Annotated in this window: 8 protein-coding genes; 7 read left to right on the top strand and 1 reads right to left on the bottom strand. The window is 73.9% G+C overall.

Going from position 1 to position 17,757, the window contains the following annotated elements:
- Positions 1-168 precede the first annotated feature (168 nt).
- The 3 genes from ADK86_RS37340 to ADK86_RS37330 are packed head-to-tail and all read left to right on the top strand — an operon-like array spanning position 169 to position 13,169.
- Complete coding sequence (locus ADK86_RS37340) at positions 169-9,381, top strand: hypothetical protein (protein ID WP_053700624.1); 9,213 nt, start codon at positions 169-171, stop codon at positions 9,379-9,381.
- The gene (locus ADK86_RS37335) at positions 9,378-12,158 is read left to right on the top strand and encodes a right-handed parallel beta-helix repeat-containing protein (protein WP_053700623.1); all 2,781 of its coding nucleotides are present in this window, start codon (positions 9,378-9,380) and stop codon (positions 12,156-12,158) included. Before ADK86_RS37340 ends, ADK86_RS37335 begins: the two co-directional genes overlap by 4 nt.
- 36 nt (positions 12,159-12,194) lie before the next feature.
- The gene (locus tag ADK86_RS37330; protein ID WP_053700622.1) at positions 12,195-13,169 is read left to right on the top strand and encodes a hypothetical protein; all 975 of its coding nucleotides are present in this window, start codon (positions 12,195-12,197) and stop codon (positions 13,167-13,169) included.
- Between the two features lie 30 nt (positions 13,170-13,199).
- Here the strand turns inward: ADK86_RS37330 and ADK86_RS37325 are convergent, their stop codons facing one another.
- Positions 13,200-14,123: a hypothetical protein gene (locus ADK86_RS37325; RefSeq protein WP_053700621.1), complete on the bottom strand. Its 924-nt coding sequence runs from the start codon at positions 14,121-14,123 to the stop codon at positions 13,200-13,202.
- A gap of 267 nt (positions 14,124-14,390) precedes the next feature.
- Here ADK86_RS37325 and ADK86_RS37320 point away from each other — a divergent pair, with 267 nt between their 5' ends.
- The 4 genes from ADK86_RS37320 to ADK86_RS37310 all read left to right on the top strand — a co-directional run bounded on the left by ADK86_RS37320 (position 14,391) and on the right by ADK86_RS37310 (position 17,614).
- Positions 14,391-15,200, top strand: a complete 810-nt coding sequence (locus ADK86_RS37320) for a S1 family peptidase (RefSeq protein WP_030589281.1) — start codon at positions 14,391-14,393, stop codon at positions 15,198-15,200.
- Between the two features lie 275 nt (positions 15,201-15,475).
- Positions 15,476-15,817, top strand: a complete 342-nt coding sequence (locus tag ADK86_RS43565; protein WP_159394057.1) for a hypothetical protein — start codon at positions 15,476-15,478, stop codon at positions 15,815-15,817.
- Entirely contained in the window at positions 15,792-16,466 is a 675-nt protein-coding gene (locus ADK86_RS37315) for a response regulator (RefSeq protein WP_053700620.1), read from the top strand. The genes ADK86_RS43565 and ADK86_RS37315 overlap by 26 nt, the downstream gene beginning before the upstream one ends.
- Positions 16,467-16,471: 5 nt before the next feature.
- Positions 16,472-17,614 carry a sensor histidine kinase gene (locus ADK86_RS37310; protein WP_053700619.1) on the top strand — a complete coding sequence of 381 codons (1,143 nt, stop codon included), beginning with the start codon at positions 16,472-16,474 and terminating at the stop codon, positions 17,612-17,614.
- The last annotated feature ends 143 nt before the right edge of the window (positions 17,615-17,757 follow it).

Raw genomic sequence — 17,757 nt, 5'->3', positions numbered from 1 at the left:
ATCGGTTCACCCCGGCAGCGGGGAAGCGGGGCGAAGTGATGTCGTTCACACGGTGAACCGATGGGGCCGCAGATACGTAAACGTAGGTGTGGTGTCTTCTGCTGCCGCTGCGCCTGACGCGCCGGCCGGGGCACCTGTGAACGGAACCACCGCGGGAGAGGAACAGGCTTGGCTACGCGTCCCGGAGACTGGGGTGCTCTCGGCCTCGACGGCGACCCGACCCCGGGTGACGCCGCGGCCATCACCACCATCGCCGACGCGATGCGCGACCTCGCCACCAACGCGGGCACCATCAACCAGGGCCTGAAGGCCCTTCAGCAGACCGCCGGCGACGGTCAGCGCTTCATCGGCAAGACCGCCGACCAGCTGCGCGACATGGTCGACGACCACCTGCACAACTTCGTCGGCCATGTCGAGGAGTCCTTCCACCAGGCCGAGGCGGCGCTGCGCAAGTACGCCACCGCCGTCACCGACGCGCAGGGCGACGCCGACGCGGCGCTGACCGCCATCCAGGGCCTCGCCGACGACGACCCGCAGCGGGAGACCTACAAGGACCGGGCCGACGAGGCGAAGAGCGCGCTCAACAGCGCGGCCAGTGCCCTGGACAAGGCGCTGACCTCGGCCGGGTCGCTGATGGTGCAGCCGGTCAGCGACTGTGACCTGTTCTGGGAAGCCTTCGAGTGGCTGACCATCGTCCTGTCGGTCATCGCCATCTTCACCGGCGGCGTCCTCGCGATCCTCGCCTGGGGCATGAACGCCGTCCTGCTCATCAAGACCATCGTCGACTTCACCCAGGGCAAGGCCAGCGGCCTCCAGCTCGGGCTCGCGTTCCTCGGCGTGCTCTTCCCCACCACCAAGGCCCTGCCGGTCGCCTCCATCGTCAAGGGCCTGGGCAGCGTCCTGAAGAACGGCCTCAAGGGCATCGCCGACATCGGCAAGGGCATCAGCGGGCAGATCGGCCACTTCTCCTCGCTGTACAACATGCCGAAGGTCGTGGTCGCGCCCATCGTCCTGGCCCTCCACGCGGGCTCCGGCCTGAACATCGTCAACGGCGTCAAGGGCCTCGGGAACTTCGCCAAGGGCGGCTGGGACTCGCTGGCGGGCACCGTCGTCAAGGACTGGGTGAACGTCACCAAGAACGTCACCGGCGACTGGGCCAAGGTCGGCGCGTACCTCCAGGTCAACTTCGGGCGGCTCGGACGGGCCGGCATCGCCACCGTGCTGCCCCTGGACTTCACCGAACTCGGTGTCCTGGGCCTCGGCGGCGCCGCGCGCCTTGCCTTCGCCGAACGGGTGCTGGGCATCCCGCAGCCGGAACTGCACCAGCTGCTGGCCAACGCGGGGCGCTGGGACGCGACGGTCCACGGCGTCGGCAACATCCACGTGAACGGCGCAGTGGCGGCGTTCCGGCCGGTCGGCGGAACCGGCGTGCACTTCGCGCCGGGCACCTTCGTGGACCTGTCGAGCCTGCACATCACGCCCGGCGGCTGGCACGGCGGTTCCTTCTCCGGGGTGCACATGACGCCCGTCGCGCCGGTGAAGCCCGGCGGCCTCGGCGGGTTCACCGGAGCCGTCACACCGACCGGCATCAAGGCGTTCACCCCGGACGGGCTCGGCGCGTTCCGGCCGGTCGGGGTGGGGAACTTCCACCTCAACTTCACCAACCTGGTGACAGGCGGCCCGGGATCGTTCAACCCCGGGAGCCTGCACTTCTCCTTCCCCGGCAACCTGGGGAACCTCACGCACCTCACGCCGAAGGGGACCGTCGCGCACATCGGCGGGAACGTCCCGCACGGCATCACCGTGCCGAACGGTTCCTTCTCCCACACCGGCCTGCACCTCGACCGGCCCGGGCTGATCACCATGCCGGAGATGCCCGGCACGACCACCCACACCAGCGGGCTGAGCGTGCCGGACGTGCACAACCCCGGTGCCACCCAGCTCATCCACCAGACGGATTTCCAGGCCGGGCACGTCCGCATGGACAGCAACCTGCTGCTGTCCGGGGACACTGCCATCGACCTGCTCAAGGACGCCCACGGCTCGTCCGGGCTCGGGCACGTGGCCACCGAGTCGCCCGCCGTCCGCGTCCCGGAGGTCTCCTTCGACGGCGGCTTCGTCCACGGCATCGGCGACGGCCACTCGATGGCCCGTGGCGCCATCGGGTACGGCGAGGCCCTGGAGGACATGACGTTCCCCGAGCTGAACGCGCTCGCCAACGGCGATGTGACGGTCACCGGCTTCCACGGGGACGGCATCAGCGTCCGCATCGGCGAGGCGCCGCCGCGTACGTTCACCGCGCAGGACCTGGCGAACACGGTGCCCGGCGGCCCCGCCCGTACGGACCTGACGGGCGTACAGAACGTGGCGGGGGTGCCGAACCCGGCGGGTGCGCAGCATCTGCCCGGCGCCCAGGGGCTGCCCGGCACGCAGGGCGTGCCGAGTGTGCCCGGTGGCGCGGAAACGATCCGGCCCGCGGGTGCCGGCGCGACCGGCGACCTTCCCGGCCCGTTGCGGGCGAAGGGCCCGGACGCCGTGCCGGGCGGTACCAGGACCCCGGATGTCACGGTCAACACCAAGACGTCCGGCACCGGCGCCACGGCCAAGGCCGCGCCCCGACCGGCCGTGAACGAACACGACTTGGCGATGAGCCTGCTGGACACCGGCGACCGCAAGCCGGTCCCGTCCACCGGCCACAGCGCCACCGCCGACGGCGGCCCCTCCGGCGTGTCGGCCCGTCCCGACCTGGACGGCGCGGGCGCGTCCGGCGCCGCCGACCACAGCGCCCTCGACCTGATCGCCCACCCGGGCGGCGGCCTGACGAAGGCGGAGGACGCCGCCGTACCGGCCGTCGTCAAGGGCAGCGAACCCGCGCCCACACCGGTCCCCGCCCCCGCGCCGAAGACCGAAGCGCCCACCCCGGCGCCGGGCCCCAAAACCGGGCCGGTCACCGCGCCCCCGGCCAACCGCTTCGGCGGCTTCTCCGGTGCCGCCGCCATGAACCAGCGCCTGCGCGCCCGCAACGACCTGATCCTCGGCGGCTCGACCGGCCCCGAGGCCGGGGCGAAGCTCAACGCCTGGGCCCGGTACGAGCACGCGGTGTCGGAGCTGGGGAAGGCCGAGCGCAAGGTGGACGAGCTGGCCCCGCCGCCGGGCGCCGCCCAGGGCGAGCCCTCGCCCGCCCTGGCCGAGGCCCTGGACGAACTGGGCGTCAGGCGCGCCGAGGTCGTCACGGCGGAGGTACGCCTGGACGAGCTGGGCATCGACGCGCAGCGCACCCGTAACCAGGTCAACGCCCTCACCGGCGGAATCTTCGGCGAGCACGGCGGCCCCCGGCCGCAGCCGCTCCCGCACCCGCAGCCGGAGACGCAGGCGGTCCCGTCCGTCGACGCGGGCAAGGCGAAGACCGGCGTGGCGGAGCCGCAGCCCGCGCCCGCGGTCGACAAGGGCAAGGGCAAGGCCGACATCGCCGACCCCGAGCCCGTACCGAGCAGCCCCCTTCCGCAGCGCCCGGCACCGGAGGACCGGCTCGACTTCGGTCCCGGCACCGGGCGGGGCGCCCGCGACCAGGCCCGGAACGACATCGTCACCGGCGGTACGAGCGGGCCGGAGGCCGGGAGGCGGCTCGACGCCTGGGAGAAGTACCAGCAGGCGTCGTACGACCTGTCCCGCGCCCAGGAGAAGGCGGACCGGCTCGTGCCCGAGGCGGGGCAGCCCGGCCCGTCCCACCCGTCCGCCGCGGCCCTCGAAGCGCTGGACGACCTGGGCGCCAAGCGCGCCGAGTTCGCCGACGCCGAGGCACGTCTCGGCGAGCTGGGCATGGACCCGCACGCCCTGCGACGGCAGATCGACGACGCGAACACGGCGATCGCCGTCGACCGCGCGCAGCACGGGGAGTACGTCGGGCCGCTCGGCGGCGCGCCCGCCCCGCACTCCGGTGATATGCCGCCGATCGGGCAGCACGACTGGTCCCCCGACCCGCAGGCCCCGCGCGCCCTGTGGCCCGGCGAGGGGACGCACGGCGCCGGCCGCACCATGGTCAACCAGTCCTTCCGCGACCTGCCGTACAGGGGCCACCAGCCGCTCACCGCCGACGGCTACCTGAACTGGATGCGGCAGAGCACGGGGGAGGGCCGGCCGCTGTCCTTCGTGGTCAACACCATCGCCCCGTACCACCAGATCGCGGGCGGGCTCCAGGACTTCCTGAACTCGATCACCCGCGGACTGGAGGGCTACGACGGCCGTCTCGGCGTCGTGATCGGCGTCAACGGCAGGGCCGAGGACCTCGCGGCCATCCACCGGGCGATGGACGAGGCCCTGGGCTCGGTGCAGTTCGACCACCCGCTGGCGCTGGTGGCCACCACGTTCTGGGGCGACAGCTTCCCCTTCGGCACCGTACGCAACCACACCATGACCAGCCCGGCGGCCCGGTCGATGGCGCAGTCGATGATGCACGGCGGCGGCGCGGCGGGCCCCAGCCACCCGTACTGGGCCTTCATGGACTTCGACGTGTACGACCACACCGTCCCCAGCGGCCGGCACGTCTTCGACCACTTCGACCGGGAGTTCACCCTCGGCGAGGGCGGCGCCGTGGACGACTGGGCCAAGAAACTGCCCGACGAGACGGGCGCCGGGCCGAAGGCGGCCGACGGCACCGCGGGGCTGCCGGACGCGCCCGACATCCAGCCGCTGCGCCCGCTGAGCATGCACGGCGGCTACCGGGTGCCGGGGAAGACCGGCGAGACGGTGCCGGTCGACGGCATCGAGGTGGACCGCTCGGTCGAGCGGCTGATCAGGGAGACGAAGGCCCGCGGGGGCAAGCCCGCCGACATGTCCTTCACCCAGCAGGACGTGGACAAGTTCGCGTCCGTGGTCGACTCCGACATGCGCATCCGCGCCACCATGGCCGGCATCCACGGACTGCTGCCGTACGGGCCCGAGCCGAACCTGTTCGTGGACGCCGCCATCACGATGGTGGACGACGTACGGCTGGCCGACGGCGCCGCCTGGCAACCGGTCCGGTTCGGCGGCGGCAGCGGTGAGTACAAGGGCCTGCGGGAGAGGCTGAACCACTTCAACGCCTGGGAACTGGACCAGACCCTGCCCGACATCCCGGGCAACGCGGTCACGCGCGAGATCGCCGCCGCCAACTCCGCGCTGCCCGACCGCGGCACCGCGTTCGTGGCCGACTTCGTCAACGGCGCGACCCCCACCGACCTCTCCCGCCTCATGAACGGCTACTACAAGCTGGGCAAGGCCGGCGGCGTCGGCAACATGCCGCAGGAGCACCTGACCCTGAAGGGCGTGGTGGACCACGCCTTCGGCCGGGACGCCTTCCACCTGGACCCGGCCCAGGTCCCGGCCAAGGACGGCCTCAAGCTCGCGAAGATGCGCGACGACCTGCTCAAGGGCAAGTCCCCGGAGCAGGGCTTCCGCGACGACCCGCTCAAGCCCATCGGCATCGACGGGCGGCGGCCCGGGTTCAACGAGCCCCCGCAGGTCACCCTCGACCGGCTGGGCGCCGGGCTGGGCGGCGACGGCAACACCCTCGGCCTCAACATCTCGATCCGCGTGCCGGGCCGTCCGGACGGGCTCGTGGTGGGCATCGTGCCGGCGGAGAAGCGCTTCATCAGCCACGCGCTGGCCTTCGCCTCCGAGGAGGCCGCTTTCACACGGCTGCAGAACTACGTCATCGCCGATGTCCTGCCCAACGGCGGCCTGCCGCACGACTCGCTGCTGCGCGCCCTCCCGGAGCCGCCCGCGGGCACCGGCCCGAAGGGCGCGCGGCCCATGCCCGGCGCGATCCCGGACGCCCAGACGCTCCTGACGCAGGTACAGCGTCAGATGGGCAAGAACGGCCTCACGGACCTGTTCCACGACGTGTACGCCCGGGGTCTCGACGGCCGCGCGCTGTCCGTCGGCCTGGTCACCGGACGCCTCGGCCCGGACGTGACGGACATCGGCCCGATCGAGCAGATCATGCTGGAGCGCTACGCCAAGGCGTTCAACCGCCCCCTGGAGATCAGGGGAGCGGACGGCTCCACCCGCACGGTCGACGTCCTCGACGCCCGCAAGCCGGGCCCGACGCTGTATCTGACCTGGGTCCCGGGCCAGGGCGGCCCGCACTCGGGCCACTGGCACCTGGGCGACGAGGTGCCCGCGCCGCCCGCCTCCTCCGTCACCCCGACGCCTCCGCCCGGACGGCTCGGCTTCGAGCCCGGGACCGGCATGGGCGCCCGCGGCCAGGCCCGGCACGACATCGTCACCGGCGGTACGAGCGGGCCGGAGGCACAGGCACGGCTGGACGCGTGGGAGCAGTACCAGCGGGCGTCGTCCGACCTGGGGCGTGCCCAGGACACGGCGGACCGGCTCGTACCCAAGGCGGACCGGCCCGGCCCGTCCAAGCTGTCCGACACCGCCCTCGGCGCGCTGGACGAACTGCGCGCCAAGCGCGCCGAGTTCGCCGGCGCCGAGGCGCGGCTCGGTGAGCTGGGCATGGACCCGCACGCCGTACAGCAGCAGATCGACGACGCCAACCACGCGATCGCCGTCGAACGCGCGCAGGCCGGCGAGTACGTCGGCCCGCTCGGCGGCGCGCCGTCCCGGCACACCCACCTGACCCAGGCGTTCGACGACCTGGACATGGCCGGCGGCCCGGCCGCGCACCACGTCGACGACATGGAGATGGCGGACGCGCCCGCCCCGGCCGGCGCGGCGGACGACACGGCCCCGGCACCGCACGGCGACGCGGAGATGACCGACGCGGGACCGCACGGCGACCTGGGCCACGGCGGCCCGCCGACCGCGGGACCGCTGCCGCGCGACCTGGAGTGGCAGCACCCGCCGGAGCTCGGCCACCAGGTCGCCCGTGGCGACATCATGGCCAACGACGCCTTCCGCAGGCTGCCCGGATACGGCCAGGGCCCGCTGACGGTGGACCAGTACGAGAACTGGCGGCACGCCAGTATCGACCGGAACCATCCGATCGCGTACGTGGTGAACACCGTCGTCCACCACGGCGAGATCACCGGCGAGGCGGGACGCCAACGCCTGCGGGACTTCCTCACGGCGATCACCACCGACCCCCGGGGCGGGTACCAGGGCAGGTTCGCGGTGGTGCTCGGCATCAACGGCGCGGCGAACCGGATGGCGGAGATCAACGCCGCGGTCCGCGGCGCGCTCGACGGGCTGGACGACCTGCCGTACCCGGTGGCCGCGGTCGGCATCGGCTGGTCCGGCAGGGACTTCCCCTTCGGCACCGTCCGCAACGTCACCATGACCAGCCCGCCGAGCCGGTACCTGGTGCGCTCGATGATGTTCGACCCGCACCGGCCGGCGCACCCGTACTTCTCCTTCATGGACTTCGACACCCACCAGCGGCTGGTGCCCAGCGGCGACCACGTCTTCCAGCACTTCGTCAGGGAGTTCGAGATGGGCGGCGGCACCGCGCCGCTGCGCCCGCTGTCCATGTCCGGCGGCTACCGCCTGCCCGAGGGCCACCTGCCGGGTGCCGACACCGCCCAGCTCATCGAGGACACCAACAGGCGCCTGGCCGCCGAACACGCCAAGGCCCTGGCGGACGCCGCCGCCAAGGCCGAGCGGGAGGCCAAGAAGGCGGCCAAGGCCCCGGCCGACACCGGCACACCGGTGCCGGACGCCGCCGAGGCGGGGCCGGCGACCGGCAAGAAGGGCAAGGGCAAGAGCAAGGAGGTCGGCCCGCTGCACACGGTCTCCGCCGCCGACCTGCCCGCCTTCGACACCGCCATCCGCGCGGACCGGCGGGCCCGCGTCCGCCTGGCCCGCATCCACCCGAACCTGCCCTACTCGCCCGAACCGAACCTCTTCGTCGACGCCGCCGCGACCCTGCTGGACCGGGTGGGCCCCGGCTGGCACCCCATCAGGTTCAGCCCCGGCACCAGCGAGTTCAACGGCCTGGCCGAGTCCCTGAACTCCTTCAACGCCTGGGAGCTCAACCGCAGCCTGCCGGTACTGGACCGCTCGGCCTTCCCCGACGGCTCCCTCGTCCACCGGCTCACCGACCAGGAGATCGAGGCCGTCGCCCAGCGCCCCTACGACCGGGCGGACGGCGCGGACACCGGGACACCGACGGCGGGGCTGCTCGACGCCGTACGGCAGCGGCTGGCCGGCCGTGGGCCGGGCGGCACCGGTACCGACGGGCCGCTCACGACGTCCGAGATCGACGCGGTCAGCCGGCTGCTCGGCCCCGGGGAACTGGACGCCATCGAGACCCGGCACGCGGAGCGGCTGATCGCCGCGCACACCTACACGCTCCCGGAGCGCGGTGTGCCCTTCGTGACCGACTTCGAGGGCGCGGCCGTCCCCACCGACCTGTCCCGGATGATGCAGGGGCAGTTCGGGGAGGGACACGCGCTGCCGCAGGACCACGACGACGTCCGGCAGGCGATGGGCCGGATGTTCCGCCGCGACTCGTTCACGGACTTCGACCCCCAGACGGCCAAGAAGGTCAAGAGCGGCCTGCACTGGGCCGACCGCAGGGACGACCACCTCCTGACGAACTCCACCACCGGGCTCTCCCGCGACCCGCTGGCTCCCGTCGACCCGGGACGCGGCCCGTCCCGCTCGCCGCGGGACGTGGTGAACGGACTCGACGGCCTGGGCACCGACCGCAACACCCTCGGACTCAACGTCTCCGCACCCATACCCGGTGACACGGGCCTCTCGCTGCGGGCGGGCCTGCCGCTGAACGACAAGGCGTTCGCGAGTCTGGCGGGGGCGACCCACCCCGAGGCGGCCGGGTTCATGCGCAACCTGCACCTCGTCGTCGCCGGGTACCCGCCGGTGCACTCGCCGCCCCGGTCCCTGTTCCACGCCCTGGAGCACGCCACCGACAGCGCCGGCCGGTCGGTCCCCACGCCCGGCGGCCTGCTCGACGCCGTGGAACAGCTCCTCAGGAGCAAGCCGAAGGGCAGCAAAATCCCCGTCGTCAAACTGGTGCTGGCGGAGGCCGACCGGGCCGGGACGGACGCTCGCGACCTGTTCGCCGTGCTGGCGAGCGGCCGGCTCGACCCGCACGGCTCGTTCGCCGCCGGTTCGCCGGGCCAGCTCTCGGTACAGCTCTACGCCCAGGCGCTGGGTGCCCGCGTCCGTGTCATCGACGGCGACGGCATGGTCGTGTACGAGGCCGTACCGAACATGACGGGCGGGCGGGGCCGTCCCCACCCCGGACTCGACTTCAGCTGGGAACCGGACCCCGACGGCACCTGGCACTGGACCGTGCGGGAGGCTGACGACCTGGAGGAGCCGGCCGACCGGCCGGCCAAGCGTTCCCGCAAGGGCAAGGAACGCGCCGACAGGTACCCCCGGCCGGACGACGAGGACACGACCATGGGCGACGCATGACCACCGCAGAACACCCGGGCACCGGGACGGTCCACCGAGTCGCCGCCGGGCAGCCGGCGGCGCACGCCACCCTGGGCGCCGCGCTGCACGCGGCCGCGGCCGGCGACGAGATCCGCGTCGCGCCCGGCACCTACGAGGAGGCCCTGCGGATCGACCGCGACGTCGTCCTGCGCGCGGACGGCGGCCCGGTCACCCTGACCGCGCCGGGCGACACCGCGCCCGCGCTCGAAGTCCTGCCCGGCGCCCGGCTGACGCTGGACGGGGTGACCGTACGGGGCGGCGCGGCGGACCGGCCCGCCGTCCTGCTGGCCGGCGGCGCCACGCACTGGCACGGCGGCGGCACCGACCGCGGTCGCCTCGAAGTGCTGCGCGACGCCGCGCTCACCATGACCGGCGCCCGCCTGACGGGCGCCGCGCTGGCCGGCGCGCTGATCCGTACCACCGGCGCGGTCCGGCTGGCGGACTGCGTGCTGGAAGGCGCCCAGGGCACCGGCGTCGTGGTGGGCGGCGACTCCCGGCTGGAGATGACCGGCAGCCGGATCAGGGGCGCCACCGGCTCGGGCGTACGGGTCCGCGAGAACGCGCGCGTCGTGCTGCGGGACTGCCTGATCGACGGCGCGGGCCGCAGCGGCCTGCTGTTCGAGGACGGGTCGGCGGCCCTGCTCGTGGACTGCCGGGTACGGGACTGCGGCGGCGAGGCGGTACGGGTGCTGGACTCCTCGCCCGTACCGCGGGACGACGACCCGTACGAGGCGGCGGACACCGCGGCACCGGCCGAGGCCCGGGGCGGACTGCTGCTGTACGGCTGCGAGCTGACCGGCGCGGGCGCCGACGCGCTGCACGTCGCCGGGTCCGGCGACGCCGTGCTCGCGGGCTGCGTCCTGCGCGACGGCGGCGGCTCCGGCGCCACGGCGGGGGAGCGGGCCCGGGTGCGGCTGGCCGACACCCGGATCGTACGGACCGCTTCGGCGGCCCTGACCGCCCACGGCACGGCCCGCCTGGAGGCACGCGGCACGACCGTACGTGACTCGGCCGCCAACGGCCTGCTGGCCACCGGCTCCGCCGCCGTACGGCTCACCGACGGCGAGGTGACCGACTGCCGGTTCAGCGCCGTGCACGCCGGGGGCGCCGCCGAGGTGACGCTGACCCGGCTGCGCGCGGGCCGGACTCCTGAACACGGCCTGCACGCCGTCGCCGACAGCCGCCTCACCCTGTCCGAGGTGCACCTCACCGACTGCGGCATGTCCGGACTCGACCTGTCCGGCGCGGCAGGCGCCGAAGCCGCCGAACTGTCCGTCGCACGCTGCCGCAACGGCGTCGTCGCCGGCTCCGGCGGCCCGGTCCGGCTGACCGGCTGCACGGTCACCGACGCCGAACGCGCCGGGTTCAGCTTCGGCCCCGGCGGCGAGGCGGAACTCGACGGCGGCCGGGTGCTGCGCGCCGGGACCGCGGGGCTGGTGGTCCAGGACGGCGCCACCGTACGGGCCCGGGACGTGGAGATCACCGAGGCGGCCGGGTCCGGGATGGTGGTGGCGGCCGGCGCCGCCCCGCACGCCAGCGGGATACGCGTCGTCCGCCCCGGCAAGAACGGCCTGATCGTGGACGCCAAGGGCGCCGGGGTCTTCGAGGACTGCGAGATCACCGGGCCGGGCTACCCCGCCGTCCACCTGGGCGAGGCGGCCACCCCCGTACTGACCCGCATCCGCGTCCAGGACGCCGACGCCGACCTGAGCACCGGGGAGGGCGCCGAGCCGGAGGTGCGCGACTGCGTCTCCTGGCAGGTCAAGGACGCGCACTGGCCCGCTCCGATGGCACCCGTACCGGCCGCCGCCACCGCCACGGCGACGCCCGGCGGCACCCCGGCCACCGGCAGCGCGGGCGGAGACACCACCACGACGGCCCCGCCCACCGAGGAAGACCTCGACGAACTCCTCGGCGAACTCCACCAGTTGATCGGCCTGGACCGGGTCAAGCAGGACGTGGCCTCGCTCGTGAAGCTGATGCGCATGGTCCAGCGCCGCGAGGCCGCCGGGCTCGCGGCGCCGCCGCTCAGCCGCCATCTGGTCTTCGCGGGCAACCCCGGCACCGGCAAGACCACCGTCGCCCGGCTCTACGGGCGCATCCTGGCCGCCGTCGGCCTGCTGGAGCGCGGCCACCTCGTCGAGGCCGACCGCTCCGCGCTGGTCGGCGAGTACGTCGGCCACACCGGCCCGAAGACCCAGCGGGTCTTCATGGAGGCCATGGGCGGCGTGCTGTTCATCGACGAGGCGTACTCCCTGGCGCCCGCGCACTCCTCCGGCGGCAACGACTTCGCGCAGGAGGCCATCGCCACCCTCGTGAAGCTGATGGAGGACCACCGCGACGCGGTCGTGGTCATCGTCGCCGGCTACCCGACGGAGATGGAGCACTTCATCGACTCCAACCCCGGCCTCGCCTCCCGCTTCAACCGCACGCTGCTGTTCGAGGACTACGACACCGAGGACCTGGTGCGCATCGTGGAACAGCACGCGGCGGCCCACCAGTACGAACTGACCGACGCGGCGCGCGCCACGCTCGCCGGCTACTTCGACCACGTCCCCCGGGACGGCCGGTTCGGCAACGGGCGCTCGGCCCGGCAGACGTTCCAGGCAATGACCGAACGCCAGGCATACCGCGTCGCGGAGAACGACGCGCCGTCCGAGGCGGACCTGCGGACGCTGTCCCAGCTGGACGTGCCGGAACTGGACGTACCGGAGACCGACCCGTCAGGACCGGGCGGGCCCGTCCGCCCGGCCTGACCCGCCTCCCCCGACCACTCCCAGGAGGAACCCCCGTTGTCACAGCCGAACAAGAACACCGGACCGGACGGCCCGTCCCGGTCCGGTTTCGCGGAGACCTTCGCCAAGGGGGCGCGCACGCCCAAGCGCGGCCTGGCGCCCGGCCGGCGGGTGTGGAAGACGGCGCTGGGCCTGCCCGTGCTGGCCGGTGTCGGCGTCGGCGCGGTGGCGCTGGCCACCCTCGGCGCCTCCCAGGTGCGCTTCGGCGACGGCCAGGAACAGGCCGTCGCGGCCGCCAAGCAGCCGCAGCCGACGAAGACGGGGGCCCCGGCGCCGGCCGTCAAGCCCAGCAAGTCCGCCGGCCCGGCATCGCCCACACCCGGCGCCCCGGCACCGGGCGGCAAGGCGGGCGCGCCCGCCGACTCCCCCAAGGCGCCGGAGAAGAAGGACACCCCGAGCCCCGACGCCAAGAAGCCCGACGACAAGCCGCGCGGCGCCGGCGCCCAGGCCAAGGTGACCTACACCGGTCTCGCGGGCCCCGGCTGCCCGACCCCGCCCGGCGGCGGCTACCAGGAGCAGGGCGCCTACAACGACGGCGGCAAGGGCTGGTACGGCCTCACCGGCGGCAGCACCCGCGAGGGCGGCTGCAGCGGCCAGTTCACCTCCGTACCGATGTCCGGCGACGCCAACAAGGACGCCAAGGGCCGGGTGATGTGGTGGTTCGCGCCGGGCCCGGAGTCCCGCTCCTGCCAGATCTCCGTCTACGTGCCGGAAGGCCCCAGCGAGCCCGATGTGAACGGCCACCCGACCACGTACCACGTGCTCACCGACGCCTTCAACCGGGACTCCAAGTACGGCAGCTTCACCGTCGACCAGGCCGGGCACCGCGGCAGCTGGCAGCCGGGCGGCACCTTCGAGGTCCGCCAGGGCAAGATCGCCGTGAAGCTGCTGGACCGCGGCATCGACCACGGTCCTGGCCGGGACCGCGCCCACCACGGCGTGGGGCCCGTCAAGGTCACCTGCCACGGCTGAGGCGTCTCCGGCCGGACCGGTGCGGGCCCGCTACGTGTCGCAGTCCAGTTCCGTACGGCACAGCGCGCAGCGGGCCCGCAGCCGGCCGCGCACCGGGACGCGGATGCGCTGGTGGCAGGTCGGGCACGGGAACGACACGCGCAGCGGGGCGCGCCCCTCGAAGGCGTAGCCGCCGGCCGGCGCGGGGCCGTTGGGCCGGCCGGCGCGCCGCGGGTCCTGGGCTGCGCGCCGGTCCCTGGCGTAGCGGCGGCGGCCCGACCAGCCGGCCGCGGCCAGCGGCGGCTGCTGCCCGTCCCGGCGGGCCAGCGCCAGGCCCTTCGTATACGCGTCGTACGCCTGCGGGCTGGTGAACCACGGCGCCGGGTCCTCGCCGAACAGCAGCGCCCGCTTGGCCAGGACGTAACCGAACTCCTCCGGCGTCAGATAGCCCAGCTTCTGCGAGAACGGGCCGTGCTCGCGGTAGGCGTCCAGCAGCAGCCAGCCCGCGCCCAGATAGGCGGTGGCGGTGTCGGTGAGGATCTCGTTGGCGCGGGTGCCGGGGAAGGACAGGTCCAGGCGGTGCAGGTAGACGTGCATCACCTCGTGGGCCAGGGCGGCGCCGATGTCGCGGCGGTGGGTCTTGAAGCGCGCGTTCAGCTCGACGAAGTACTCGGGGCCCGCGGCGAGTTCGACGCTGGCCGCCAGGCGCATGTCGCGGAACGCGACGATCATGCGCGCGTCGGGGAGCCGGAAGTGCTGCACCATGGCGCGGGCCACCCGCTGCGCGCCCGCGTACAGCTCCTCCTCGTCGTCGAAGGCGACTTCGGCGGGCAGCACGCTGGTGTCGAAGGTGCGCACGGTGTCGTGCGAGAGGCGTTTGTACAGGGCGGTGACGGCCGCGCGCACCGTGTCCAGATGCGGGTAGCCGTGCACGATCTCGCCGTCGGAACCGCCCGGACTCCCCGTCGCCGCCACCCGTCCACTGTACGGCTCGCCGGGAACGCCCGGTATGGGGTGTACGCGTCGTGGGTAGAACAGGAGTTGGCCGGATGTACACCCTTGCCACTGTGATCGCCGACTCCACATAATCCAAGGGCGCTTTGCGGGCTCACCCCCCACTGGGTCCGGACGCCTTGTGGCGTGCTGCCGTTTTCCGCGCATGATTTTCGGCGGTCCTTTCCGGTTCTCGCGTTTGGCATGGGCCTGACATCGCGTGCAACCCCCCCCACGAAAGGAAGCCCGTTGCGCAGCTACCTGAAGCACCTCCGCAGAGTCACCGCCGTCGGCGCCGTCGCCCTGGCTGCCGCCAGCCTCCAGCCCGCGGCCGCCACCGCCGCCGCCCCCACCCCGGAGCCCGGCTCCGTGCACACGAAGATCGTCGGTGGCACCAAGGCGAGCCAGGGCGAATTCCCCTTCATGGTCCGCCTGTCGATGGGCTGCGGCGGCGCCCTGTACGCGAAGGACATCGTGCTGACCGCCGCCCACTGCGTGAACGGCAGCGGCCCCAACACCGACATCACCGCCACCGCCGGCGTGGTCGACCTCCAGGACTCCAAGGCCGTCAGCGTCAAGTCCACGGAGGTCCTCCAGGCCCCCGGCTACAACGGCAAGGGCAAGGACTGGGCGCTGATCAAGCTCGCCAAGCCCATCGACCTGCCGACCCTGAAGATCGCCACGGACGACAAGCTCACCAGCGGCGAGTTCGACATAGCCGGCTGGGGCGCCGACAAGGAAGGCGGCGACCAGCAGCGCTACCTCCTCAAGGCCAAGGTGCCCTTCGTCGACGACGCCACCTGCAAGAAGGCATACGGCGACCAGCTCACCCCCGGCGAGGAGATCTGCGCCGGCAAGCTGGACACCGGCGGCATCGACACCTGCCAGGGCGACTCCGGCGGCCCGATGTTCCGCAAGGACGAGGCCGGCCAGTGGCTCCAGGTCGGCATCGTCAGCTGGGGCGAGGGCTGCGCCCGGCCCGGCAAGCCCGGCGTCTACACCGAGGTGAGCACCTTCGCCGCGGACATCAAGAAGGCGGCCGACGGGCTGGCCGGCTGACCCGGCCGGCGGCAGCGCACGCGACCGCGCCCTGGAGACCGTACGGTTTCCGGGGCGCGGTCGCGTCTTCGCCCGCTCGGGGGCGGGGCCGGCGCCTGCTCGGACTGCCGCCCTGCTCGGGGGCGGGGCCGGCGCCTGCCCGGACTGCCGCCCTGCTCGGGACCTTCGCCCCGGACCGCCGGGACCCCGCTCGTCCTTTCGGCCGGGTGCGCGGGCGTCACGGATGACCGGACAGCCGATACCCGCCCGTACGGGCCCTCCCTAGCGTGGGCCACGTGACCACCGAACCCCGGCCCCGCCACCTGCCCCGGCCCCCGGAACCCGGCGCCGAACGCCCCGGCGACCGCCGCGCGACCGCCCTCGCCGTGCTGCTGCTCGCCGCCTCCGCCGGGGCCGTCACCTGGCTGCTCGCCGACGGCCGCGGCCCCCACCTCCGGGCCGTGCCCGCCGCCGCGTACGCCACACACCCCACACCGGTGCTGCCCAGCGGTTGCGGGGCGCGATCACCGCAGGTCAGATGGAAAGCGGCGGACGCGGCCCGGCTTGCCGCCGGGCACCCGGCGCACGGCGCACGGACAGGGCGAGGGACACATGACGATCAGTGTGGTCATCGCTGACGACCAGGAAATGGTCCGGACGGGATTCCGGATGATCCTGGAGAGTCAGCCGGACATCGAGGTCCTCGCCGACGTGGTGGACGGCGCGGCGGCCCTGTCCGCAGTGGACCGGCTCCGCCCCGACGTGCTGCTCCTCGACATCCGCATGCCCAAGGTCGACGGCCTGGAGGTCACCCGCCGGCTCGCCGAGCGCCCCGAGGACGAGCACACCCCGCGCATCGTCATCGTCACCACCTTCGACCTCGACGCGTACGTGCACGCCGCGCTGCACGGCGGCGCCTCCGGCTTCCTGCTGAAGGACGCCAGCCCCGCCATGCTCGTCGAGGCCGTACGCGCCGCCGCCGTCGGCGACGCCCTGATCTCGCCCGCCATCACCGTACGGCTGCTGCGCGAACTGGCCCCCGCGGCGCCCGGCGGCGGCGCCCGCAACCCCACCGAGCCGCTGACCGACCGCGAACAGGACGTCGTACGGGCCCTCGCCCGCGGCCGTACCAACGCCGAGATCGCCGCCGAACTCTACGTCTCGCTGTCCACGGTCAAGACCCACCTCGCCAACGTCCAGGCCAAACTCGACGCCCGCAACCGGGTCGAGATCGCCGCCTGGGCCTGGGAGAGCGGGCTCGCTGCGAGCGGTACGGGCGGGCCGTGAGCCCGATGTCCGGGTGGGCACGCGCCCACCCGCGCAAGGCCACCGCCGCCAAGGTCGCCCTGGCCGCGGTGCTGCTCTTCCTCGTCGGCTTCGAGACCGTCGCACTCGCCCGCCAGCCCACCCGCCCGCACGCGACGGTCGTCGCCACCGCCGTCGTCGTCTGCCTGTGCGCCGTGCCGTACGCGCGCGTCCCCCTGAAGGTCCGCGCCTGGACCGCCGCCTCCGTCTCCCTGGCCGGCTCGGTCATCCTGATCGCCGGACAGCACGCCCTGGAGGTGTGGGGCCTGGGTGAAGGTATCGCCCTGCTGGTCCTGCTCACCGGCGTGGTGCACCGCGCCCCCGGCCGCACCGCCGCCGTCCTCGGCCCCATGCTCGGCCTGGCCTGCGTCCTCGCCCCGATGCGCGACATCCGGCTGGGCCCGTGGACCGTCGTCTACGGCGTACTCACCGTCGTCGTCAGCGCGTATTCGATGATCCTGCGCTGGCAGGACGCCCAACGCACGCGGGACCTGGCCGCCGTACGCTCCGCCGAACGCCTGGAACTCGCCCGCGAACTCCACGACTTGGTGGCCCACCACGTCACCGGCATCGTCGTCCAGGCCCGCGCCGCCCGCTTCACCGCGCTCAGCGGCCCGCAGGCCGACGCCGCCTTCGAACGGATCGAGAGCTCCGGCGGCGAGGCGCTGAGCGCGATGCGCCGCCTCGTGCGGGTGCTGCGCGAGGGCGCCGCCCGCAACCGGCCGCTCGCCGGACTCGCCGAGGTACGCACCCTCGCCGAGACCTACACGCGCACCGGCCCGCCGGTCGCCCTGCACATCAAAAAGGGCCGCGACGAGGGGGTCCCCGCCGAGGTCGCGGCAGCCGTCTTCCGCATCGTCCGCGAAGCCCTCACCAACATCCGCAAGCACGCCGCGGACGCCACCGCCGTACGCGTCGGCATCCGCGCCACACCCGACGGCCTCGAACTCCGCATCACCGACGACGGCAAACACCCCGCCCGCCTGACCGAACAGGCCCGCGGCGGCGGCTTCGGCCTGGCCGGCCTGACCGAACGCGCCGAGGCAATGGGCGGCCAGCTGACCGCGGGCCCTGCGCCGGAGGGCGGGTGGGAGGTGCGGGCGGTGTTGCCGGTGGGGGAGGGCGGGTGAGTGATACGCGCTGTACGGTTCCCGGGCACCTGCCCCGCGCGCCCCGTCGCTGACGACGGCAAACACCCCGCCCGCCTGACCGAACAGGCCCGCGGCGGCGGCTTCGGCCTGGCCGGCCTGACCGAACGCGCCGAGGCAATGGG

The organism is Streptomyces sp. NRRL F-5755, from assembly GCF_001279365.1.
Classification (GTDB): Bacteria; Actinomycetota; Actinomycetes; order Streptomycetales; family Streptomycetaceae; genus Streptomyces; species Streptomyces rimosus.
This window is presented reverse-complemented; position numbering and strand designations above follow the sequence as displayed.